21 protein-coding genes are annotated in these 21,612 nt (G+C 70.4%); 12 read left to right on the top strand and 9 right to left on the bottom strand.

The genetic code is table 11. From position 1 onward, the window contains the following. Positions 1-128: 128 nt before the first annotated feature. From AAD496_RS01730 to AAD496_RS01715, 4 genes are all read right to left on the bottom strand, one after another. On the bottom strand, positions 129-467 hold the full coding sequence (locus tag AAD496_RS01730; protein ID WP_349826907.1) for a hypothetical protein: 339 nt from the start codon (positions 465-467) through the stop codon (positions 129-131). 139 nt (positions 468-606) lie between these two features. Next, positions 607-1,446 carry an NAD-binding protein gene (locus tag AAD496_RS01725; protein ID WP_349826906.1) on the bottom strand — a complete coding sequence of 280 codons (840 nt, stop codon included), beginning with the start codon at positions 1,444-1,446 and terminating at the stop codon, positions 607-609. Between the two features lie 19 nt (positions 1,447-1,465). Further along, on the bottom strand, positions 1,466-2,329 hold the full coding sequence (locus AAD496_RS01720; protein WP_349826904.1) for a potassium transporter TrkG: 864 nt from the start codon (positions 2,327-2,329) through the stop codon (positions 1,466-1,468). Between the two features lie 27 nt (positions 2,330-2,356). After that, positions 2,357-2,806 (bottom strand): hypothetical protein, encoded by a 450-nt coding sequence (locus AAD496_RS01715; RefSeq protein ID WP_349826903.1) that lies wholly within the window; start codon positions 2,804-2,806, stop codon positions 2,357-2,359. A 160-nt stretch (positions 2,807-2,966) separates the two neighbouring features. On the opposite strand from AAD496_RS01715, the gene AAD496_RS01710 reads away from it, so the two are divergent. Next, positions 2,967-4,436, top strand: a complete 1,470-nt coding sequence (locus AAD496_RS01710; protein WP_349826902.1) for an APC family permease — start codon at positions 2,967-2,969, stop codon at positions 4,434-4,436. 196 nt (positions 4,437-4,632) lie between these two features. Next, positions 4,633-5,361 carry a nitroreductase gene (locus tag AAD496_RS01705; protein ID WP_349826901.1) on the top strand — a complete coding sequence of 243 codons (729 nt, stop codon included), beginning with the start codon at positions 4,633-4,635 and terminating at the stop codon, positions 5,359-5,361. Between the two features lie 185 nt (positions 5,362-5,546). On the opposite strand, the gene AAD496_RS01700 is transcribed toward AAD496_RS01705, so the two are convergent. Beyond that, complete coding sequence (locus AAD496_RS01700) at positions 5,547-5,948, bottom strand: acyl-CoA thioesterase (RefSeq protein ID WP_349826900.1); 402 nt, start codon at positions 5,946-5,948, stop codon at positions 5,547-5,549. Between the two features lie 207 nt (positions 5,949-6,155). On the opposite strand from AAD496_RS01700, the gene AAD496_RS01695 reads away from it, so the two are divergent. Then, positions 6,156-7,421 (top strand): CaiB/BaiF CoA transferase family protein, encoded by a 1,266-nt coding sequence (locus tag AAD496_RS01695; RefSeq protein WP_349826899.1) that lies wholly within the window; start codon positions 6,156-6,158, stop codon positions 7,419-7,421. Positions 7,422-7,424: 3 nt separating this feature from the next. Beyond that, on the top strand, positions 7,425-8,231 hold the full coding sequence (locus AAD496_RS01690) for an enoyl-CoA hydratase-related protein (RefSeq protein WP_349826898.1): 807 nt from the start codon (positions 7,425-7,427) through the stop codon (positions 8,229-8,231). A 108-nt stretch (positions 8,232-8,339) separates the two neighbouring features. On the opposite strand, the gene AAD496_RS01685 is transcribed toward AAD496_RS01690, so the two are convergent. Further along, entirely contained in the window at positions 8,340-9,794 is a 1,455-nt protein-coding gene (locus AAD496_RS01685) for an amidase (RefSeq protein ID WP_349826897.1), read from the bottom strand. 137 nt (positions 9,795-9,931) lie between these two features. Between AAD496_RS01685 and AAD496_RS01680 the strand changes: the two genes are divergently transcribed. The 3 genes from AAD496_RS01680 (at position 9,932) to AAD496_RS01670 (ending at position 15,402) form a co-directional block, all read left to right on the top strand. Then, on the top strand, positions 9,932-10,534 hold the full coding sequence (locus tag AAD496_RS01680; protein WP_349826896.1) for an HAD domain-containing protein: 603 nt from the start codon (positions 9,932-9,934) through the stop codon (positions 10,532-10,534). Then, positions 10,531-11,490 (top strand): glutamate racemase, encoded by a 960-nt coding sequence (locus tag AAD496_RS01675; RefSeq protein ID WP_349826895.1) that lies wholly within the window; start codon positions 10,531-10,533, stop codon positions 11,488-11,490. The genes AAD496_RS01680 and AAD496_RS01675 overlap by 4 nt, the downstream gene beginning before the upstream one ends. 159 nt (positions 11,491-11,649) lie before the next feature. Further along, on the top strand, positions 11,650-15,402 hold the full coding sequence (locus tag AAD496_RS01670) for a DEAD/DEAH box helicase (RefSeq protein WP_349826894.1): 3,753 nt from the start codon (positions 11,650-11,652) through the stop codon (positions 15,400-15,402). A gap of 30 nt (positions 15,403-15,432) precedes the next feature. On the opposite strand, the gene AAD496_RS01665 is transcribed toward AAD496_RS01670, so the two are convergent. Further along, entirely contained in the window at positions 15,433-15,708 is a 276-nt protein-coding gene (locus AAD496_RS01665; RefSeq protein ID WP_349826893.1) for a hypothetical protein, read from the bottom strand. A gap of 306 nt (positions 15,709-16,014) precedes the next feature. Between AAD496_RS01665 and AAD496_RS01660 the strand changes: the two genes are divergently transcribed. Continuing rightward, positions 16,015-16,911: a macrolide 2'-phosphotransferase gene (locus AAD496_RS01660; RefSeq protein WP_349826892.1), complete on the top strand. Its 897-nt coding sequence runs from the start codon at positions 16,015-16,017 to the stop codon at positions 16,909-16,911. A 100-nt stretch (positions 16,912-17,011) separates the two neighbouring features. Here the strand turns inward: AAD496_RS01660 and AAD496_RS01655 are convergent, their stop codons facing one another. Beyond that, entirely contained in the window at positions 17,012-17,809 is a 798-nt protein-coding gene (locus AAD496_RS01655) for a hypothetical protein (protein WP_349826891.1), read from the bottom strand. 218 nt (positions 17,810-18,027) lie between these two features. On the opposite strand from AAD496_RS01655, the gene AAD496_RS01650 reads away from it, so the two are divergent. Both AAD496_RS01650 and AAD496_RS01645 read left to right on the top strand, forming a co-directional pair. Continuing rightward, the gene (locus AAD496_RS01650; protein WP_349826890.1) at positions 18,028-18,264 is read left to right on the top strand and encodes a ribbon-helix-helix domain-containing protein; all 237 of its coding nucleotides are present in this window, start codon (positions 18,028-18,030) and stop codon (positions 18,262-18,264) included. Then, the gene (locus AAD496_RS01645) at positions 18,261-18,632 is read left to right on the top strand and encodes a type II toxin-antitoxin system PemK/MazF family toxin (RefSeq protein ID WP_349826889.1); all 372 of its coding nucleotides are present in this window, start codon (positions 18,261-18,263) and stop codon (positions 18,630-18,632) included. The genes AAD496_RS01650 and AAD496_RS01645 overlap by 4 nt, the downstream gene beginning before the upstream one ends. Before the next feature lie 29 nt (positions 18,633-18,661). Here the strand turns inward: AAD496_RS01645 and AAD496_RS01640 are convergent, their stop codons facing one another. Beyond that, positions 18,662-20,143, bottom strand: coding sequence for an APC family permease (locus AAD496_RS01640; RefSeq protein ID WP_349826888.1), 1,482 nt, complete (start codon positions 20,141-20,143; stop codon positions 18,662-18,664). Between the two features lie 149 nt (positions 20,144-20,292). Here AAD496_RS01640 and AAD496_RS01635 point away from each other — a divergent pair, with 149 nt between their 5' ends. After that, positions 20,293-21,096 carry a nitrilase-related carbon-nitrogen hydrolase gene (locus AAD496_RS01635; protein ID WP_349826887.1) on the top strand — a complete coding sequence of 268 codons (804 nt, stop codon included), beginning with the start codon at positions 20,293-20,295 and terminating at the stop codon, positions 21,094-21,096. A gap of 168 nt (positions 21,097-21,264) precedes the next feature. Then, positions 21,265-21,612, top strand: a 348-nt coding sequence (locus tag AAD496_RS01630) for an Ohr family peroxiredoxin (protein ID WP_349826886.1), incomplete at its 3' end; no start/stop codon positions are given.

Here is a 21,612-nt window from a genome sequence, read left to right as displayed (position 1 = left end):
GCCCCGGTCTCGCCGTCGGTGTCCACGCCCGCGGCGGGATCCCAGGTGTCGACGGAATTCTCCGCGGGCGCCTCGTCGGCGGTTCCGCCCGGGTCCGCGGCGTCCGTATCGGCTCGGACCTCCCCGTCCTACACCCCGTCGCTCCGGGCGACGCCGGACCCGTCCGTGTCGAGTCGGTCCTCCATCCGGTCGAGGATCTCCTGGGTCGCCGGGGCCGGCAGGGTCCGGACCCCGCTCACCGTGAGCGATTCCGGGGCGACGACGGTGCCACCGGCCTCGTCCACGTCACCACGCGCACCGGCGTCACAGGCACCCGGGGTGACGGGCGTGGCGGAGCAGGAGGGCGCCTCGGCGGCGGGGGACGACGCGGTGGCGACGACGTCCACGGGTCCGATCCCGGCGGTGGCGGCCGTCCCGACGAGACCCGTGAGCAGCGCACCGGACAGGAGCACGGCAGGCGCCAACACGAAGGCGCGCCGGAGCGCCGGCCGGCGGGACCGGTCGGAGGTCGGGGGTCGGTCGAGCGGCGGGGCCGGGCCGATGTCGCAGGAGACGTCGGGACGCTCGGCGAGCAGGTAGGTGACACGGTCCGGCGATGCCCGTGGTTCAGCGGTCGGCGAAGGATTCGAGGCCGGAGGGTGGCCCCGCGAGGAGGATCTCGTCCTCGTAGTACAGGGTGGTCTCGTCGTCGACCAGGCGCCAGCTCCCTCCGAGCCCGCCGTCGTCGTCCCCGATCACCTGGGTGTCCTCCGGGCGCCCCCGCCGCACGGCGACGACCGTGACCCCGTACTTCTCGCGGACGGCGAGCTTGCGGGGCGTCCATTCGACGGCGTGGGCCGGGACCGCCATCCGGGCGACCGCGAAGTCCTCGTCGATACCGACGAAATCGTGCAGATGGGAACGCAGCAGGTGTGCAAGTCGGGTGCCCATGTCCCGCTCGGGTCTCACGAGGTGGCTCACGCCCATCTGGGTGAGGATCTCCGCATGGGGTTCGCTGATCGCCTTCGCCCAGATGCGCGGCCCCTTCCCGGCGGCCCGCTTCCCGGTACCCTCCGTGCCCGTCGTCCGCACGCCCGTCACGGGCGCACCCTTCATGGGAGCACCCCCGCCGAACTTGAGCAGGCGTGAGACCGCGAGAATGCTCGCCTCGAGATCGGAACCGATGCACACGACGGCGATGTCGGCCTCGTGGACCCCCAGCTGCCGGAGCATGTCCTCGTCCGTCGCGTCACCGCGTGCCGTGAAGGCGAGCACGTCGCGGTACTCGTCGACGACCGCCTCGGCCGCGTCGATCCCGATGACGTCGACACCGATACGGGACAGTTCCCGGGCGAGCGCCCCGCCGAACCGACCCAGTCCGATGACGGCGACGGCCCCGCCCGCGGCCAGGCGATCGGCCTCCCCGATGAAGAAGGACCCGGCACGGCCCCACCACGATCCACTCATGTCTGCTCCTTCGTGCCGCTCAACCGATGAGCGGGCGTTCCTTCGGTAGTTCGTACTTGAGGTCCCGACGCTGCAGGGCGAGCGCAGTGGCGAGGGTGACCGGCCCCAGACGGCCGACCATCATGACGAGGACGATGACGCACAGGGAGGGGTCGGACAGATCCCCCGTGATCCCGGTCGACGGACCGACGGTGGCGAAGGCGGAGACGACCTCGAACAACAGCCGGTCGAGCCCCAGATGGGGGTCGAGGAGCATGAGGGTCATGGTCGCCGAGTAGACGACACCGAGCGTGAGGACGACGACGGTGGTCGCCTGCCGGTGGACGTCACGCGCGATCCGGCGGCCGAACAGGTTGACCGCGCGCCCACCGGTGATCTCCGTCCAGGCCATCGCGGCGAGGACCGCCGCCGTCGTGATCTTGATGCCACCGGCCGTCCCCGCGGGACCCCCGCCGACGAACATGAGGACGTCGAACCCGAACCACGTGACGGGGTGGAGTTCGGCGATGTCGACGGAGTTGAATCCGGCGGTCCGGGTGACGGTCGACTGGAAGAACGAGCCCAGGATCTTCCCACCCGTGCCCATGTCCCCGAACACCGCCGGGTTCCGCCATTCGAGGGCAGCGAAGAACACGGTGCCGGCCAGCAGGAGCACCGGGCTGAGGACGAGGACGCACCGGGTGGTGAGCGACCACGAGAGCGAGAAGCGGTAGCGCCGGACGAGCTCGACGAGGACGGGGAAACGGAGTCCGCCGGTGATCACCGCCGCGGAGATCGTGAGGATCACGAGCGGGTCCTGCGCCCACACCGTCACGCTGTCGGCCCGGAGTGCGAACCCGGCGGTGTTGAAGGCCGAGACGGCGTGGAACACGCCGTCCCACACGGCCCGCGACCAGGGCTCCCCGTACCCCTATGCGAACCGCGCGGAGAGGACCGCGGCGACGAGCGCCTCGGCGGCGAGGGAGAAGACGACGATCCGCGTGACGACCCCGCGGGTGTCGCCCAGGGCATCGGTCTGTTTGGTCTCCAGGAGCACGGTCTGGCGCTGGGCCAGGCCGACGCGGTGGGCGACGAGCATGCCGAGGAGGACAGTGACGAGCATGACGCCCATCCCGCCGATCTGGATGAGCCCGAGGATCACGCCCTGCCCCAGGCCGGTGAAGTCGGTGCCGGTGTCGAGGACGACGAGCCCGGTGACGCTGAGCGCGGAGGTCGCGGTGAAAAAGGCCGGCAGCAGGCCGATGCCGCCGGGCGCGGTCGTCGCCGCAGGAACCATGAGGAGGCCCGTGCCGAGGAACAGGGCGACGAGGAAGGTACCGACCACCCGGAGCACCGGGGCGGGAACACGGAGTCCGCTCACCGGGCCGAATGTACTCCTGTCGGTCGGCGGCGGGTACTCCCGGACCGGCCGACATCGACTCGCTCAGAAGTCATCACCACCTGAAGGCCTGCACACATGAGACCCCGATCACGTGTGTCGACCCACAGGGGCAACAGGAAGCGTGCACAATAGGCCCATTATGAGCGCACTCACATCGACTCCCCACGACCGCGGCTTCGCCAAGGTCCTCGGTTCCTTCGAGACCCTCCTCTTCGGCTTCGGCGCGATGATCGGCTTCGGCTGGATCACGAGTACCGGTGGCTGGCTGGACGACGCAGGCCTGGCCGGCGCCGTCATCGCCTTCGGCATCGGCGGCGTCATCATGGTCCTCGTCGGCCTCGTCTACTCCGAACTCGTCTCCGCCATGCCACTGGCCGGAGGCGAGCACAACTACCTCATCCGCGCCATGGGGCCGAAGGCGAGTGTCTTCGGATCCTGGGCGATCGCCGGAGGCTACATCTCCGTCGTCCTCTTCGAGGCCGTGGCGGCTCCCCGGACCTTCGGGTACATGATCCCCGGCCTCACCGAGGCGGTGCCGATGTACACGGTCGCCGGCTACGAGGTCGGTCTGATCTGGGCCCTCATCGGCTCCGCGATCGCGGCGATCATCACCTGGGTGAACATCCGTGGCGTCAAGGTCGCCTCGCTCGTGCAGACCTTCGTCGTCCTCTTCATCGTGTTCGTCATGCTGTTGTTCGTCATCGGCATCTTCGTCGGCGGCGAGACCGCGAACGCCGAGCCCTTCTTCGGCGCCGGCGCCACCCCCGTGGCCGGGATCGTCGCCGTCATCGCTGTCGTCCCGTTCTTCTTCGTCGGCTTCGACGTCATCCCGCAGTCGGCCGAGGAGCTCAGGATCCCCGCCCGCAGGATCGGCATCGTGCTCCTGTGGTCGGTCGTCGCCGCGGTCGCGTTCTACATGATCATCATCGTCGCCGTCGGCCTCGGCATGTCCCCGGCCGACCGGGCCGCCTCCGAGGAAAGCCTGGGCCTCGTCACCGCCGATGCCCTCGGCACCATGTTCGGGGGCGCGTTCTGGACGAACGTCGTCCTCGCCGGAGGTGCGGCCGGCATCATCACCTCGTGGATCGCCTTCATGGCCGGGTCCTCACGCCTTCTGTGGGCGATGGGCAACTCCGGCATGATCCCCGCCTGGTTCTCCCGCATGCATCCGCGCTACAAGACCCCGGTCAACGCGCTCCTGTTCATCGGTGTCCTCGCGGTGATCGCACCCTTCGGAGGCGTCGCCGTGCTCGTCTGGGCCGTCGACGCGGGCTCCCCGATGATCACGATCACGTACTTCCTCGTCGCGATCGCCTTCCTCGTCCTGCGGCGGAAGGAAACGGACATGGACCGCCCTTTCACCGCGGGCCGTGGCGGGCTCGGCGTGCTCGTCGGAATCATCGCCGCGGTGCTCACGGGCATCCTCACGATCCTCTACATCCCGGGTCTCACACCCTGGTCGACGACCCTCGCCTGGCAGTCCTACCTCATCTGCGGAGTCTGGCTGCTCGTCGGCGTGGTCTTCGCGCTGCGTCTGCCTGCCGTCAAGGCCGGCCCCGACGCCGAGCACGACCTGCTGGCCGCGCTCAGCCGCCGTAGGAGCCGCTGAGCCCATCGCGTCGGGCGCCCAACCGCCCCGACTCCGCCCCAGCCCCGGAACCCCACCGCCCCGATATCTTTCACGACCCCCGCTATGTCGCGACTTAGAGGGGGTCGTGAAAGATATCGGGGCGGCTCGCTGTTCCGGACCGGCCGGACACCCCAAACTTATCGACCATTCGATAGCCAGGCGTTAGAGTCGGGCCATGACCGATGACGTCCTGGCCCCTCCCTCCTTCTCGACCCCGCCCGCCACGTTCCCCGGCGCCGGGTCCTTCCCCGCGCTCGTCGACGCGCGCTACAGCGTCCGCGCCTACACCGACGAACCCGTCGCGCCCGAGGTGCTCACCGAGTTCCTCACGATCGCCCAGCGCACCCCGAGCTGGTCGAACTCGCAGACCTGGCACGTCCACGTCCTCCAGGGCGCCGCGCTCACCCGGGTCTCCACCGAACTGGAGGCCCGCGTCCGCGCCCGCACCCCGGAGACCGGCTCCGACCTGCCGCTGCCGGGTTCCTTCACCGACACCGAGCACCAGCGCCGCCGCGAGACCGGCTACGGCCGCTACGCCGCGCTCGGCATCGACCGGTCGGACCGGGCCGGCCGCGCCGAGGCGAGCTACGCGAACTTCTCCTTCTTCGGCGCGCCCGTGGGGATCGTCGTCACGTCGACGCGCTCGGTGGGACCCTATGGCTGGGTCGACGCCGGCGCCTGGCTCACGACCGCCCAGTACCTGGCCCGCGACATGGGTCTCGGCGCCTGCGCGCTCGGCTCGATGGGCATGCAGGCGGACATCGTCCACGAGTTACTGGGCATCGGCGACGGTCAGGACGTCGTCGCGGGCCTGGCGCTCGGCCACCCCGACCACGCAGCACCCGGCAACTCCTACCGGACCACCCGCGCACCCCTGGACGAGGCGGTCACCCACATCGACTGAAGCGCCGCTGCCGAGGTGCCCTGCACTCCCGATGAGAAGTGCAGGGCACCTCGGCAGCGGTGGAATGCCGACGCGCCGTGTGGTGTGGCCTCGCTATTTGAGGAAATAGCGAGGCCACACCACACAGCGCGTCCAGGTCGCGGAGAGTTCAGCGGTGGGGTGCCGGGGCTCGCGCGGCGTCGAGTTCAGCCCTCGACGAGGAAGGTGCGCAGGTACTCCTTGTCGGCCTCGCTGATGCCCGAGGGCCGCAGGGTCTCCTGGTCGATCGGCACCATGACGTTGTTCGCGACGAAGCACTTGGTACCGTCCTGGAATCCCTGCGCGTTGATGGTGAAGCTCTTGGAGCCCACCCGCGCGATCCCGAGGACGATCTCCAGCTCCGGCCCGTGCTCGACAGGGTGCAAGTAGTCGAGATCGAGGTGCGCGACGAGCTTGGGCTGCCCGATCGTGTCGCGGTCGGCCATGCCGACGAGCCAGTTGATCCGTGCCTCCTCGATGAGCGTGACGATCCGGGCGTTGTTCACGTGCCCCAGCACGTCCATGTCGGACCAGCGGATCTGCGGCTTCCAGGTGAAGGTGTCGCCCATGGCGGTGTTCCTCTCGACGGGTGGTGCGGACGGGCCTCGGCCCAGGCCCGCTGGTGCGGACCCTTGCCGGGTGACCGTCCGGGCTCTAGGGTCGAACTTATCAATCGTTCAGCCCCGGTGCCGACTCGACGGTGAGTCCCTGGTCACCGGCGGCGAACTGCATCGGCCGGGTCCGTCCCGTCCCGCCCCGCGTCGAAGGAGATCCGGATGACCCCCACCCCCTCTCAGGACACCGCGCCCGCCGCCGCGCCCGCACCCGCGCAGACCCCGCTCGCCGGGTTCCGGGTCGTCGACCTCGGCGGCATCGGCCCCGGTCCGTTCGCGTCGATGGTACTCGCCGACCTCGGCGCCGAGGTGGTCCGCCTCCAGCGCCCGGCCGAGGCGAAGGTCCCCAACTCCCCCGTCCTCGACCGGGGCAAGAAGTCGCTCGTCGTCGACCTCAAGAAGCCGGAGGCCGTCGAGGCGGTCCACCGTCTCATCGACTCCGCCGACGCCGTCATCGAGGGGTTCCGCCCCGGCGTCGCCGAGCGGCTGGGGCTCGGCCCCAAGGTCCTCATGGACCGCAACCCGGCGCTCGTCTACGGGCGCGTGACCGGTTACGGCCAGACCGGCCCGCGGGCCCAGGTGGCCGGGCACGACATGAACTACATCGCCTCGGCCGGCGTGCTCCACCAGCTCGGCCGCGAGGGCGAGGGCCCGCAGTTCCCGGCGAACCTGGTGGGCGACTTCGGCGGGGGCGGGCAGGTGCTCGTCATCGGTGTGCTCGCGGCGATGCTGCGGGCCAAGGCGAGCGGCGAGGGCGCCGTCATCGACGCCGCGATGATCGACGGTGCGAACGTCCTGTGGGCGATGATGCACGGGTTCACCGCGCAGGGTCAGTGGCAGGAGGGCCGCGGGACGAACATCCTCGACTCCGGCGCCCCCTTCTACGACCGGTACCGCACCGCGGACGACCGCTGGGTCTCCGTCGGGTGCATCGAGCCGCAGTTCTTCGCGACCTTCGTGCGCGGCCTGGACCTGGAGGAGAAGCTGCCGGCGCCCCTCGACCGGCTCGACTACCGCCGGAAGGAGCTGTGGCCCGCGATCCGCGAGGTGTTCACGGCGTCCATCGCGGCCCGCACGCGCGACGAGCTCGTCGAGATCTTCGACGGCACCGATGCCTGCGTCTTCCCGGTGCTGTCCTGGGACGAGGCCGAGCAGGACGTCCACAACGCAGCCCGCGGTGTGTTCTACCGCGACGCCGACGGCCACCGGCAGCCGGGCCCGGCCCCGCGCTTCGCACCCGTCGGCGGGGCGAGCTGGGCCGGGGGAACCTCCGGCGACGAGGCGTCCGACGGCGACCCCTACACGACCCCGGCTGCGGCCCCGGTCACGGGCGCCCACACACACGAGGTGCTCTCCTCCGCCGGTTTCACGCCCGAGCAGATCGCGGTGCTCGCGGACGCAGGTGCCGTCTGGCAGCGGGAGGGCTGAGCGATGTCCGACCCCACCCGTCCGGGTGGTACCTTCCCGCCGGACCCCGCCGAGGTCGACGCCCGGGTGTCGACCGAGAGGCAGGGGCACGTGCTCGTCATCCGCATGCAGCGAGCCGCCAAACGCAATGCGATCGACGCGGCGATGACGGCCGCACTCGACCGCGCGCTCGACCTGCTCGACGACGACCCCGACCTGTGGTGCGGCGTCCTCACCGGCAGTGACGGCGTCTTCTGCGCGGGCACCGACCTGGCCAACAGTGCCGGACCGCCGACCGAGCGCGGGGGACAGTACGGCCTCATCAAGCGGCGCCGGACGACCCCGCTCATCGCCGCCGTCGAGGGACTGGCCTACGGCGGTGGATTCGAACTCGTGCTCGCCTGCGACATGCTCGTGGCCGGGGACAGCGCGCGGTTCGGGCTGCCCGAGGTGGCCCGCGGCGTCCTGCCCACGTGCGGCGGCCTGTTCCGGACCTGGCAGTCCTTGCCGGTCACGATCGCCAAGCAGATGGTGCTCACGGGGCGCCCCATGCCGGCCCGACGCGCCTACGAACTGGGTCTCGTCAACGACCTCACGACGGACGGCACCGCGCTCCACGGGGCCCTGGAACTCGCGGAGCAGGTGTGCGAGAACGCGCCGACCTCGGTGTCCCGGAGCCTCCAGGTGATCGAGGACGCCCTCATGCGCCACGACGCGGAGGACTGGGACGCGACGGAGGCCGCGCTCGATGCGGTGCGGGCGAGCGCCGACCACCGCGAGGGCATCGCCGCCTTCCTGGAGAAGCGCGCCCCCCACTGGACCGGCCACTGAGGGGAGCGCTCACGATCACGCTCACGCGGAGATTTCCAGTGTGGAACGAATGGCGTTTCGGACCAGGGAAAACGCCAATCCTTCCACACTGGACGCGGCGGGGAGGGCTCAGTCCGCCATGAACGGGCTGGGGGCGAAGGGCAGGAGCTCCTCGATCGCCGCACCCACCGCGAAGACCGACCGGTCCTGATAGGGGTGGCCGACCACCTGCACGGAGGTCGGCACGCCCGTGTCGCCGAGGCCGCTGGGCACCGCGAGGACCGGGTTCCGGTTGGCGATGTTGAACGGGATCGTCATGTGCGCCTGCCAGTAGAAGTCCAGGTGCCCGCTCGGTCGCTCGATCCCGTCGAGATAGGCGTTGTCCGCCTCCAGTGACCCCACCGCCGAGGTGGGCGTGAGCAGGACGTCGAACCCGTCCATCGCGTGCGCCAACTGCTGTTGGACGTGGTTCTCCATCTGGAGGGTGTCGTAGAGCGGGAAACGGCGGGCCTTGCCGGTCGTGTGGGCGTGGAAGAGCTGCGCGTAGTCCTCCATGTCCTTCACCCGATCCGGGCCACCGGCCATGTCGACCATGCTCGGGGCGAGGATGTGTCCGTAGTGCGCCCCGGAGACTTCGTCGATCTCCTGCGCGTCGAGCCCCACCTCCACCTCGACGACCTCGGCGCCGGCCGCACGCAGGGCGTCGACCACGTGCAGGAAGTTCGCCTCGACGTCGGCGTCGACCTCGTAACATCCCAGGTCACGGCTGTAGGCGATCCGCTGTCCGGACATCCCGGCAGCACCGGCCCAGGAGGTCGGCAGGGGCGGCTCGGACTTCAGGGACATGGAGTCGAAGTAGTCCTGTCCGGCCAGCACGTTCGTGCCGTAGGCGGCATCGGCGACCGTGCGGGTGAGGACGTGTTCGCCGCGGTACCAGTCGCCGACCGTGACGCCGGCCCCGGGCACCCGCCCGAAGGGCGTCTTGAACCCGACGAGGCCGCAGAACGCCGCGGGGATCCGGGTGGAGCCGGCGATGTCCGTGGCCGTCGCGAGCGGGGAGTACCCGGCCGCCACGGCCGCACCGGAGCCACCGGACGATCCGCCAGGTGTCCGGTCGAGGTTCCACGGGTTCCGGGTGACGCCCCACATCCGGGTCTGTGTGAAGGTCGCGCAGGAGAACTCCGGGTTCGTGGTCCGAGCGAAGGGGACGGCACCGGCGGACTTGAGACGCGCGACCGAGGGGTTGTCCTTCGTGCCCATGATCCCCTCGCGGGTGAGCGAGCCGCGGGAGTTCTCGTACCCGGCCATCTCCTGCTGGGCCTTCACCAGCAGGGGGACGCCGAGGAGGGGCGGCAGGGCACTCGGGTCCGCGGCCTGCGCATAGGCCCGTTCCGCCTCGCGCGCGGAGTCCCGGGCGGTGTCGTAGAGCTTCTCACTGATCGCGTTCGTCCGCGGATCGAGACGCTCGATGCGCTCGATGTGCGCGTCGAGGAATTCGACGGGGGACACCTCCCGCGAGCGGAAGGCAGCGACGGTGTCGAGGAGGGAGAGGGTGTGCAGCGGTCCGGTGGGAGAGGAGGTCATGGGTCCGATCTTCGCAGAGATGCACGTCACGGTCCGGTCACAGGTGTGTCACACGTGTCCGGTCATGTGACCCGGGAGTCACACAGCGCGCGTTGTGTGGAACCATGGGCACCGCACCACGTCAGGAGAGGGATCACATGGCAGAGCAGTCGTCACACACGACCGACGACGCCGTGTCCCCGGACTCCCCCGTCTCCTTCCGGCGCCGCGCCCGGAAGGTCACGGTGTTCCTCGACGTCGACGGGGTGCTCAACTCCTATCCGGTCCCCCGCCTGCGGTTCCTGCGCGAACGCCGCAAGCGCGTGCACGCCTGGAAGTTCGTCCTCGACTACCGGCCCAAGATCGTCCGCTGGTTGGAGAAGCTCGTGGCGACCCGCCAGGTGGAGATCGTGTGGCTGTCCACCTGGTCCCACCGCTGCACGACGGAGATCGAGCCGAAGCTCGGGTTCACCGGCACCTACGACGTCATCCCCATGCCCGACGACACGATGAACCGCTACGCCGGCGACCCGAACCGCTGGTGGAAGGCCCGCGCCGTCGAGGACTGGTTCGCCGCGCACCCGGGCGAGCGGGTCGTCTGGATCGACGACGACCTGGCCGCGCCCGTCACCCGGGCATACTTCGCGGACACCTACACCGGCCGTCTCCTCATGGTCGCCCCACGGTTCGTCCACGGCCTCGGTGAGGAGCACTTCCGCGCCATCCTCGACTTCACGTATCCCCGGAAGGCGGACACATGACGACCCTCCCCCGGCCTCCTCTCCGCCCCGCGGTCCGGGCTCCCGGGCAGGGCGCCTCGGCGGCGGGGACCCGGCCACGGGTGGCCTTGGTCGACTCGGGACTGGGCCTGGTGCCCACCGCGGCGGCCTTCGCCCGCCTGCTCCCGCAGGCCGACCTGGTGCTGTCCATGGACCCCACGCACATGCCCTACGGGGCCCTCGACGCCGAGACGCTCGCCGCGCGGGTGCTCGCCACGACCGGGGCCGTGCTCGCCGACCACACCGTCGACGTCGTGGTGGTGGCCTGCAATTCCGCCTCCGTCCACGCCCTGCCCGTCCTGCGCGCCGCGCTCGGTGACGGGGTGCCCGTCGTCGGCACCGTCCCCGCGATCCGGCCCGCCGCACGTGCCGGTGGCCCCTTCGCCGTGTGGGCGACCGAGGCGACGACCGGCAGCGCGTACCAGGAGGGGCTCATCGCCGAGCACGCAGCGGGCACCGAGGTCCACCGGGTCGCCTGCCCGGGGCTCGCCGAGGCGATCGACGCCGCGGACCCGGTGGCGATCGACCGGGCCGTGCGGGAGGCTGTCGCGCGCACACCCGCGCGCGTGGAGGACATCGTGCTCGGGTGTACCCACTACGGACTGGCCGCCGACCGGATCCGGACCCGGCGGCCGGGGACCCGGACCGTGTTCGACTCCCCCGAGGCGGTCGCCCGGAGGGCCGTCCACGTCCTCCAGGCCGCGCGCCACCCGCAACCGGCGGGTTCCACGGAAACGGTCGAGCAGCGGGACCCGCAAGCGGTGGCGGCGGGCCTGGCCGCCGGGCTGGCCGGTACCCCGGGGTCCGGCGCGGTGCTCGCCACGTACCTGTCGGGCGAGCCGGGTGACCTGCCCAAACGCCTGCGGGCCTTCCCGGAGGGGCGCCTGCTGCTGGCGATGGAACGTCCGCGGTTCTACCCCGGGAGCGTGAGCCGCTGAGCGGTCGGATTGGGGAGTTGACGACGGACTTCTCGACGTCTGTGACCCGGGGCGGCCCCGGCGCGCTGGGAGATGTGTGTCCGAGCCGTGTGCAAGAGTGATCGTCGTGATCGAGGCGGACACCGTGTCCGCCGCTGAGACGGTGAGAGAGGCGACGCCGTGAGCGGACAGTTCCCGCAGGTGCGGACCGCGGACGTACGTGCGCTGGTGGGTGAACAGTCCTACGATCGGGCCCGAACCTACGTCCGGCAGGGGAGGGTCCTGTCCCTCGAATGGGTGCCGGACGAGGGGGCTCTCGTCGCGAAGGTGCAGGGGAACGATCCCCTGCCGTACCAGACCATGGTGTTCCTCGACCCGCCGAAGAACGGGAACCTGTGGACGCCCTGGGGTTCCGGCTGCGACTGCCCCGTGGCCAACCGCTGCAAGCACGCGGCGGCCGCGGCCCTCCAGATGATCGAGGTGACGACGGGCGGGGCCGGCGGCGAGAGCGGTCACGGTGCCCTGCCCGAGGACCCGGCCGACCCCACCGGGATCACGGACCTGCTCGACCGGGCCCGGGCCGCCGGCGCCGGGGTGACGACGGCCTCGCAGTTGGCGGTCCCGGGGAGCGGTGCCAGGGGCGGTGGGAGCGGCACCGGATCGGGCCAGGGTTCGGCCGTCGAGCCCCACCGCCGCGTCCCCGACTGGCGGGAACGACTGCGCGACGTCACCGAGGACGCCGCGCTCGGCCGGGGTGAGACACCCCTGGGCATCGGGTTCGAGCTCGTGGCCCGCCCCCAACGGTCCTGGTGGGACTTCGGCAAACCGCAGCCCTACACGGTCGAGGACTTCCTGGAGGGGGTCTCCGCCCACCTCCAGATTCGTCCCGTCACGCCTTCGAAGGCCCGGCGGAACACGTGGATCAAGGGCAACATGACGTGGCGCAAGTTCCTGGCGGGCCCCGTGGACGACACGTTCCGCGCCGACCACGTCGAGGTCCTCCGGCAGGTCGCGCACATGGGCACCGGCACGTACAACGAGTTCTCCGACCCGGACGCCCTCCCGGTCGACGGGCACACCTCAACCCTGTTCTGGCACCTCATAGCCACCGCACGGGCCGCGCAGGTGCCGCTCATCGGGATGGGGAACCTGGCGAACGTCGGTGTGGCCGGGCGCGCCGAGGCCGTGCTCGACGTCCGCCGGACCAACCCGGTCTCGGACCTGGAGGTCGGCCCCGTCGTCCTGTTCGACGGGGAGGAGGTCGAGAAGGCCACGCCGATCTCCGAGCGCGGCTTCTTCGCCGTGCGCGGCAGTGAGATGAAGGGGACCGGGTTCGGCCTCACCGGGGGCAGGAAGTCCGGTGGGCGCAGTGGCTCCCGCACCGGCGGTGCCCGTTCCGGCGGCCGCTCCGGTCGCGCAGTACCCGGTGGGTCCGCGGAGCAGCCGGCCGGGCTGGAGCTCGTGCTCGCGCCGCTCGACGACTCGCTCGACCCGATGATGCAGCGGCTGCTGTCCTCCCGGGAGCCGATCGTCGTCCCGCGGGCCGACGAGGAGGAGTTCCTCGAGGAGTTCTTCCCGCAACTGCGTTCGGCCGTCCCGGTCCGGAGCACGAACAAGTCGATCGCGCTGCCGGAGTACAAGGCGCCCGAACTCGTGCTCGACGCCCGGTTCGTCACCGAGGAGAGCAAATACGGCACGTTCGAGTCCCTCACCGTCGACTGGTCGTGGCAGTACCACGGACCCGAGCGGGTCCTGCCCATCGGTGTCCAGCCCGGTGAGGCGCGCGACCTCGCCGCCGAACACCGGGTGCTCGACGCCGTGCGCGCGGTGTGGGCACCGGCCGCCACCCGGCCGCGGCACGATTTCGAGGGCATCGAGGTCGCCGAGTTCACGGACAAGGTGTTGCCCGCCCTGGAGGGTGTGCCGGGTCTGATCGTGCGGGTCTCCGGGACCCGGCACGAGTTCAACGAGCTGTCCGGGGACCCGGTCGTCAAGGTCTCCGCGGAGGACTCCGGGGACAACGACTGGTTCGATCTGGGCTTCGAGATCACCATCGACGGCAAGCAGATCCCGTTCGCCGTGCTGTTCGCCGCCCTCGCCCAGGGCAAGAGCAAGCTCATGCTCGTCGATCGCACGTATTTCTCGCTCGACCACCCGGCCTTCGACCAGCTGCGCGAGCTCATCGCCGAGGCCGAACGGATGGACGAGTGGAAGCCGGAGCAGCCCCGGATCAACCGGTTCCAGGTGGCCTTCTGGGAGGAGTTCGACCAGCTGGCCGACGAGACCGTGGCCTCGGAGGCCTGGCGGCACAACGTCCGGGCACTCACCGACTTCGACGGTCTGCCGGAGGTCGCCGCCCCGGCCGGACTGCACGCGGACCTGCGGCCCTACCAGCTCACCGGCTTCCGCTGGCTGACCTTCCTGTGGCAGAACCGTCTGGGCGGGATCCTCGCCGACGACATGGGTCTGGGCAAGACGGTGCAGACCCTCGCCCTCATCGCCCACTCCCGCGAGGCCGAGCGTCCGCTCGACGTGCACTGGGAGGACGACGGCACGATGGTCGTCGAGGCGGAGGTGCTCTCCGAGGCCCCGGCGGGTGCCGAGGGACAGGGCGCCTCGGCGGCGGATCCGGCGGACGTCCCGGCGGTCACGGGGTCCGGCGCGGGCACCCGCGGCGGCCCCTTCCTGGTCGTCGCGCCGACCTCCGTCGTGGCCAACTGGAAGCTGGAGGCCGAGCGGTTCACGCCGGGGCTCGACGTGCGGGTGGTCGACGCGACGACGAAGAAGCGCAAGCGTCCGCTGGCCGAGGAGGTCGCCGGGGCGGACCTGGTGATCACGAGCTACGCGATCGCCCGGATCGACGCGCACGCGTTCCAGGGGACCACCTGGGACGGGCTGATCCTCGACGAGGCGCAGTTCGTGAAGAACCGGACCTCGAAGGTGTTCCAGGCGGTGCGGGACGTGGGTGCGCCGTTCCGGTTGGCGATCACGGGCACGCCGATGGAGAACTCCCTGTCGGATCTGTGGTCGCTCGCGGCGATCACGGCGCCCGGTCTGTTCCCCAGTTTCCCGACCTTCAAGCAGGAGTACATCCAGCACATCGAGCACGGCAAGGAGGGTGCCGGGCCGCGGATGGAGCGACTGCGCAAGCGGATCCGACCCTTCATGTTGCGGCGGACCAAGGACCTCGTGGCCGCGGACCTGCCGGAGAAGCAGGAGCAGGTGGCCTCGGTCGAGCTCGTCCCCAAACACCGGAAGCTCTACGACCAGCTGCTGCAACGGGAGCGGAAGAAGGTGCTCGGCATCTTCGACCAGGAACAGGACATGAACCGGGCCAAGTTCATCGTGTTCCGGTCGCTCACGCTGTTGCGGATGATGGCGCTCGACCCCGCGATCGTCGACCCCGAGGAGTACGCGGACGTCCCGTCCTCCAAGATGGACGTCCTCATGGAACACCTGGAGGAGGTCCTGGCGGAGGGGCATCGGACGCTCGTGTTCTCGCAGTTCACGTCCTTCCTGCACCGGGTGGGTCAGAAGCTCACGGAGCGTGGGGTGCCGTTCGCGTACCTCGACGGGTCGACGCGTGACCGGGCCCGGGTGATCGAGGAGTTCAAGACCGGTGAGGCTCCGGTCTTCCTCATCAGCCTCAAGGCCGGCGGGTTCGGGCTGACCCTCACGGAGGCCGACTACGTGTTCCTGCTCGACCCCTGGTGGAACCCGGCGGCCGAGGCGCAGGCCATCGACCGGACGCACCGGATCGGGCAGACCCGGAACGTCATGGTCTACCGGATGGTCGCCGAGGACACGATCGAGGAGAAGGTGCTCGCACTCCAGCAGCGGAAGGCGGAGATCTTCGACGCCCTCATGGACGAGGGGCAGGCCTTCTCCCAGGCCTTCACCGCCGACGACCTGAAGGGCCTGTTCGAGAACTGAAGCGGTGCCGCAGGTTGGGCACTCCCGGCATCAGGAGGGGAGGCGGTCGAGAACCTGACGGGCGAGCTTGACCGCCCGGGAGCTCCCCTTCCGCCCCGCGAGTTCCCGCACGCCGGGCAGGTCGAGGACGGACGGATCCGCGACACCCGCCTCGACCGCGGCACGGGCGTCCGGGGCCAGGTCGACGAGGAGTGGGGACAGACGTTTGACCACCTCGGCGTCGCCGAGGCTCAGTATCCCGAGCAGCCGGTCCAGGTGGGCGAGAAGTTCCTCCGGGGTCACCGCCATGCCCTCGACGAGAGCCACCGCCCAGGCCTTGCGGTCGCGGGTCGCGGGTCGGTGTCGAGGCCCGTGACGGCCGCCGTGATCGCGTCCGTCCGCCCTCCGTCCCGCACCGCCGCCGAGGCGCCCGCGAACACCCGGGTCACGGGGCGGTACCCCACGTCGTTCCCCTTGCTTCCATGCCCTGGAGACTAATGCGCGGTCCGCGCAGGCGGTAGGACCTTCCGTGACGTCCTGTGCCGGTTCCAGGAGCCGCTGCTCGACGGGATCTGAACCCTCCGGACCCGCGTTGCCCCGCCCGACTCTGCCGGCGCGTGCCAGACTCTCCCCATGGAGCCGATCGACATGGACCCCGTGGACCTCGCCGCCGAGCACGACCTCCACCTGGACCCGGCGTCGGTCTCACGCACCGAGGCGGGGCTCGATTTCCGCGTCGCCTTCGGCCTCGACGAAGCGGGTGTGCGCTGGGTGCTGCGGATCCCGCGGCGACCGGATGTCGCGCGAGAGGCCGGCCAGGAGGCCCGCATTCTCGACCTCGTCCGTCCGGTCCTCGCCGACCACGGCGTCGAGGTGCCCGACTGGCGGATCCGCACCGAGCGTCTCATCGCCTATCCGGCTCTGCCCGGAGCACCGGGGCTCACGATCGACGCCGGTGAGCCGGTCTGGCACATGGACCCCGCATCACCGGACTACGCGGACCGCCTGGGCACCCTGCTCGCCGTGCTCCACGCGATCGATCCCGCCCAGGCGCGGGCGGCAGGCATCGCGGTCCGCACCCCCGAGGACGTCCGCCGCCACTGGCTCGACGACATGGACCGGGTCCGCGCCGAGTTCACGGTCGCGCCGTCCCTCGACGAGGCGTGGCGGAGGTGGATCGACGACGACGCGAGCTGGCCGGAGACCACCGTCATGACCCACGGCGAGCTCTACCCCGCGCACGTCCTGCTCGACGAGGGCCGGATCTCCGGCGTCCTCGACTGGACGACCGCCCGGGTGGACGACCCGGCCCGCGACTTCTCGTTCCAGATCGGGGCCGCGGGACCGGAGATGATGCAGCGGACGGTCGAGGCGTACACCGCGGCAGGCGGTCACACCTGGCCGGGACTCACGAGGCAGGCCCAGCGGATCTGGGACGCGAGCGCCGTCCCCTTCGCGCTGTTCGCCCTGCTCACCGGGGATCCCGGACACCGCGCCGGCGCCGAGGCGATGCTGAATCCCGAGGACTGACGGGGCCTTCCCAACCTTCGGGGTGCGGAGTTCCAGTGTGGATTGTGTGGCGTCCGGACGGGGTCAGGACGCCAAATCTTCCACACTGGAACCGGGCTGTTCAGACCAGGCCGTCGACCGGACGTGACTTGAGGTCCTCGCGGTCGTACTCGCGCAGCATCCGCTTGTCGAACAGGATGTCGAGAACCGTGTTGCGTTCGGCGATGAGTTCTTCCTCGTCACGTGGGTGCAGTCGGTCCCAGTCCACGCCGGAGCCGGGAATACGACGACGGCCCGCCGTGACGACCTGGCACAGGAAGGCCACCCCTGCGACGACGAGTGTGACCCACGCGAGACCGACCGTGAGCGGTCCCGCCTCGATACCCTTCCCGTCGGCCACGGGCCCGGTGAGAAGCACGATCATGAGGACGTCCGCGATCACCAGGTAGACCGTCATGCCCGCATGGGGCGGGTACCACCGGAACCCCGCGCGGGCCCAGGCGACGAGCACGTACACGGACGACACCAGCGAACTCACGAGGGCGAGAACTGCGACCTGCACGAAGAACGATGCCGGGATCGACGAATCGTCGCGCCACTGTCCGAACTGGTAGTACCCGTCCGCATGCATGAGGCCCGAGAACCCGATGACCGGCAGGAGCCACGCGAGGACCACGAGCACGCCCCCGACGACCCACTGCACGCGCTCACCCACCGAGCGGGCGCCGTACCGGTTCCGTCCGATCCGCTCCCGCGCCTGCCGGTCGACCCGCCGCTGGACGTCGGCCAACTCGAACCCCGGGTCGGCACGGGTCCGCTCCTTCGCCCATGCGATGAGCAGGGAGTCCTTCGCTCCGCCAGCAGACGGGGTCGGGGGAACGCGCGGGCTCTGTTCGTGTGGCTCCGGAGCGGCACTCATGGACCCTACGCTACCGATGGAACCCGGGTTCGAGTGTGGAAGATCTGGCGTCCGGACGGGGTCAGGACGCCACACAATCCACACTGGAACTGTGGCGAGCCCGCAGGAGCGCCCCGGGCTTCTCCTCAGGGAGCGGGTCGATCACGACGTCCGAATCCGCGAGGAGGGACGCCATTGAGGCCTTCACATCATGCTTCATAGGTTTCTATGATTCAGGCATGAGCGTCACCAGCCAGGCATTCAGCAGCAGTCTGCCGACCACCGACCTCGAGTTCCTCGACGCGTACGCACGGAGGCATCACCTCACCAGTCGAGCGGCCACTCTCAGGGCCGCGGTACGAGCGCTCCGCGAAGAAGAGGCCGAGGCCGAATATGTCGCCGCGTTCGAGGAATGGAACGACTCGGACGACAGTACTCTGTGGGACTCCACTCGGGCCGACGGGCTCAGTACATGACCCTCGACGCCCCCAAGCTCCGAGGCGACATCTGGGACGTCGAGTTCGATCCGGCACAGGACGGAGAGGTCGCGAAGACCCGCCCCGCCGTCATCGTGTCGAACAACGGCGCGAACCGTGCCGCGACCGCCGCTCGCGAGGGAGGCGTGTTCGTCGTCGTGCCGCTCACGTCGAACACCCGCCGCGTCATGTCCTTCCAGACCCGGGTCCCGGCCGATGCAGGCAACGGCCTCGACACCGAGTCGAAGACACATCCCGAACAGCTCCGGGCTGTCCATGTCCGCCGACTCGTACGCCGCCGAGGACGGCTCGGCGCGGAATTCCAAGGACACCTCGACGCCAGTCTCATGGACCACCTCGCCCTGTGACCCGAGCCCGGCGAGGTGCCCCGACGCGGTCAGGACCGCGGGGAGGGCACCTCGGCGGCGCGGGAGGCCAGCCGGGCCCGCCGCCGGGAGAACACGTACCCGAAGACCGCGGTGGCCGGCGGGATCAGCGCGAGGAACACGCTCACGCCTGCGGGCGCGGCGGTGATGAGGCCGAAGTTCACGTAGGCGATCACCAGGCAGGCCAGGAGCAGGAGCGCGGCGAGCGCCGGAAGCACCCGGGACTTCAGCGGATCGACGGACGCCGCGAGGTCCGGCCGGTCCCGGAAGAACCACACGACCGCGAGCGAGGTGCTCACCAGCAACACCAGGAACCCGGTCGTCGCGACCCCGGCCATGGCACCGAACACGCCTGCCAGCGGATCGACGTCGAACACGGCGAAGGCCACGATGCCGCACAGGGCGACACCGGACTGGCCGAGCGAGGACGTGAAGGGCGACCCGAACCGCGTGTGCACGCGCGTGAACACCCGGTGCAGGTAGCCCTCGGTGGCGAGGGTGAACTGGTACCGGGTCGCGATGTTGTGCAGGGAGAGGACGCAGGCGAAGAGGCTGGTGACGAGGAAGACGTCCATGATGTGGCGCATGGTCGTGCCCGCGTAGACCTGCATGGCGTCGAGCATGAAACCACCGGAGTTGGTGGTCGCCTCCTCGACGGCGTGACTCGGACCCCAGGCGAGGACGAGCAGCCACGAGGACACCGCGTAGTAGATGCCGATGAGGAGGACCGCACCGTAGGTGGCCCGCGGGATCGTCCGCGCCGGGTCCTTCGCCTCGTCCCGGAAGACCGCGGTCGCCTCGAAGCCGATGCAACCGGTGAGCGCGAAGAGGATGGCGACCCCGATGGTCGGCTGGAAGACGTGTGCGGGGGCGAAGGTCGTAAGTGTGATGCCCTCGGCACCGCCCTGGAACAGCACGGCTGCGTCGAGCACGAGGACGATCCCGATCTCGAAGACCATGAGGACGCCCAGGACCTTCGAGCTGAAGTCGATGGAGAACAGGCCGAGGACGGCGACGACGATCCAGGCGAGGACCGCCCAGACCCACCAGGGCAGGACGGGGCCGCCGAACGCCTCGACGAAGGCGGCGGTGGACCCACCGAAGAACCCGTAGATGCCGATCTCGATCGCGGTGTACGTGACGAAGGCGAGGAAGGCGGCCGCGGTGCCGGAGTGCTGCCCGAACGCGGCGCGGATGTACGCGTAGTAGGCGCCCGGCTCCTTCACGTGCGGGGTCATCGTCACGTACCCGACGGCGAAGACGAGGAGCACGAGCGCGATGATCAGGAACCCGGCCGGGGCTCCCACCCCGTTGCCGCTCGCGACGGTCAGCGCCACATTGCCCCCGATCACCGTGAGGGGCGCGGCGGCCGCGACCACGATGAAGATGAGCGAGAAGGTGCCCAGGCGGCCCTGGAGGTGACGGCTCCCCCGGACGTGGGAGCCGGGGACGTCACCCGGCGCGGTGGGCGTGGTCGTGTCGGTCTGCGACATGGAGGTTCTCCGGAGGTGTCGGTCGGTGTGCGGGGCGCGGGCGCCTCGGCGGCGGGAACAGCCTGCACAGGTATACACCGGATCGGTGACTTCCACCGGATCTCCGCATTCCACCGGATCGGCGCAGGTCCGCGCACTACCCTGGAGGCATGAGCACCCTCACGATCGCGGCCTGGCAGGCCGAAGGGCACGCAGCCGACGTCGAGGCGAACACCGACGCCGTCCGCGCCGCCGCCCGCTGGGCGAAGGAGATGGAGTCCGACCTCCTCATCACCCCGGAGATGTACCTGAGCGGATACAACATCCCCGCCGAACGGATGCGCGAGGTCGCCGCCTCCGCGGACTTCCCCGCCCTCGTCGGTGGGATCGCAGCCGAGGTGGGGATCGCGATCGTCGCCGGCGTCCCGACCTCCACGCCCGCGGGCGTGTACAACTCCTCGATCATCGTCTCGGCGACCGGCGAGGTGCTCGCCCGCCACGACAAGCACATGCTGTTCGGCGACCTCGACCGGGAGCTGTTCTTGCGGGGGTCCGAGCCCTTCGCTGCCGCCGAGATCGGCGGGGTCACGGTCGGCACGATGATCTGCTACGACGTCGAGTTCCCCGAGTCCGTCCGGGCCGCCCGCGCCGCCGGAGTCGAACTCCTGGCCGTCCCGACCGCCAACATGACCGGTTACGAGACCGTCAACGAGCACGTGATCCCCTCCCGGGCCATGGAGAACGGCATGTACGTCGCCTACGTCAACCGGGTGGGCGTCGAGCGCACGGGCCCGGCCGGAGAACTCGTCTACATGGGCCAGTCCTCGGTGTGCTCCCCGTTCGGCGAACGGATCGCCGGACTCACCGGCGCTGATTCGGACCAGATGCTCTTCGCGACGATCGACACCGAGGCGGTCACCCGTGCCCGGTCGGAGAACCCCTACTGGGAGGACCTCCACGAGGTCCAGGGGTGACCCCGCGCCCGAGGCGCCTCGGGCGCGGTCCGGTCTGACCGCCGCGTGACCGGGGACTGGGAGTCCGGGGAGAGGTCACCCGGGGGCCCGAACCGTCCGGGGCCGCGGCCCCTAGTGTCGGAGGTGGCCCGCCGGTCCCGGTGGGTCACGACCGATCAGGAGGTCTCCATGGCTGACACGATGTACACCGCAATCGCCACCTCGACCGGAGAGGCGCGCGCCGGTGGCCGCGTCGAGTCGAGCGACGGGCGCCTGGACTTCACCCTCGCGATGCCGAAGGAGATGGGAGGCGACGGCGAGGGCACCAACCCGGAGCAGCTGTTCGCCGCCGGGTACTCCGCGTGCTTCCACTCCGCCCTCAAATCCGTGGCGAAGTCGAAGGGCGTGACGTTCTCCGACTCCGCCGTCGTCGCCGAGGTGAACATCTTCCCGAACGACGCCGGCGGTTTCGCCCTGTCCGTCGCCCTCCACGCCGAGTTCTCCGGCATCGACCAGGCGATGGCCGACCAGCTCGTC

The organism is Brevibacterium litoralis (assembly GCF_040212315.1).
Classification (GTDB): Bacteria; Actinomycetota; Actinomycetes; order Actinomycetales; family Brevibacteriaceae; genus Brevibacterium; species Brevibacterium litoralis.
This window is presented reverse-complemented; position numbering and strand designations above follow the sequence as displayed.

Excerpts from the sequence above, each read along its gene's own strand:
- AAD496_RS01675 (WP_349826895.1), top strand. The coding sequence starts at position 10,531 with ATGACGACCCTCCCCCGGCCTCCTCTCCGCCCCGCGGTCCGGGCTCCC.
- AAD496_RS01645 (WP_349826889.1), top strand. The coding sequence starts at position 18,261 with ATGACCCTCGACGCCCCCAAGCTCCGAGGCGACATCTGGGACGTCGAG.
- AAD496_RS01690 (WP_349826898.1), top strand. The coding sequence starts at position 7,425 with ATGTCCGACCCCACCCGTCCGGGTGGTACCTTCCCGCCGGACCCCGCC.
- AAD496_RS01655 (WP_349826891.1), bottom strand. The coding sequence starts at position 17,809 with ATGAGTGCCGCTCCGGAGCCACACGAACAGAGCCCGCGCGTTCCCCCG.
- AAD496_RS01680 (WP_349826896.1), top strand. The coding sequence starts at position 9,932 with ATGGCAGAGCAGTCGTCACACACGACCGACGACGCCGTGTCCCCGGAC.
- AAD496_RS01650 (WP_349826890.1), top strand. The coding sequence starts at position 18,028 with ATGAGCGTCACCAGCCAGGCATTCAGCAGCAGTCTGCCGACCACCGAC.
- AAD496_RS01725 (WP_349826906.1), bottom strand. The coding sequence starts at position 1,446 with ATGAGTGGATCGTGGTGGGGCCGTGCCGGGTCCTTCTTCATCGGGGAG.
- AAD496_RS01695 (WP_349826899.1), top strand. The coding sequence starts at position 6,156 with ATGACCCCCACCCCCTCTCAGGACACCGCGCCCGCCGCCGCGCCCGCA.
- AAD496_RS01700 (WP_349826900.1), bottom strand. The coding sequence starts at position 5,948 with ATGGGCGACACCTTCACCTGGAAGCCGCAGATCCGCTGGTCCGACATG.
- AAD496_RS01660 (WP_349826892.1), top strand. The coding sequence starts at position 16,015 with ATGGAGCCGATCGACATGGACCCCGTGGACCTCGCCGCCGAGCACGAC.
- AAD496_RS01705 (WP_349826901.1), top strand. The coding sequence starts at position 4,633 with ATGACCGATGACGTCCTGGCCCCTCCCTCCTTCTCGACCCCGCCCGCC.
- AAD496_RS01640 (WP_349826888.1), bottom strand. The coding sequence starts at position 20,143 with ATGTCGCAGACCGACACGACCACGCCCACCGCGCCGGGTGACGTCCCC.
- AAD496_RS01685 (WP_349826897.1), bottom strand. The coding sequence starts at position 9,794 with ATGACCTCCTCTCCCACCGGACCGCTGCACACCCTCTCCCTCCTCGAC.
- AAD496_RS01635 (WP_349826887.1), top strand. The coding sequence starts at position 20,293 with ATGAGCACCCTCACGATCGCGGCCTGGCAGGCCGAAGGGCACGCAGCC.
- AAD496_RS01710 (WP_349826902.1), top strand. The coding sequence starts at position 2,967 with ATGAGCGCACTCACATCGACTCCCCACGACCGCGGCTTCGCCAAGGTC.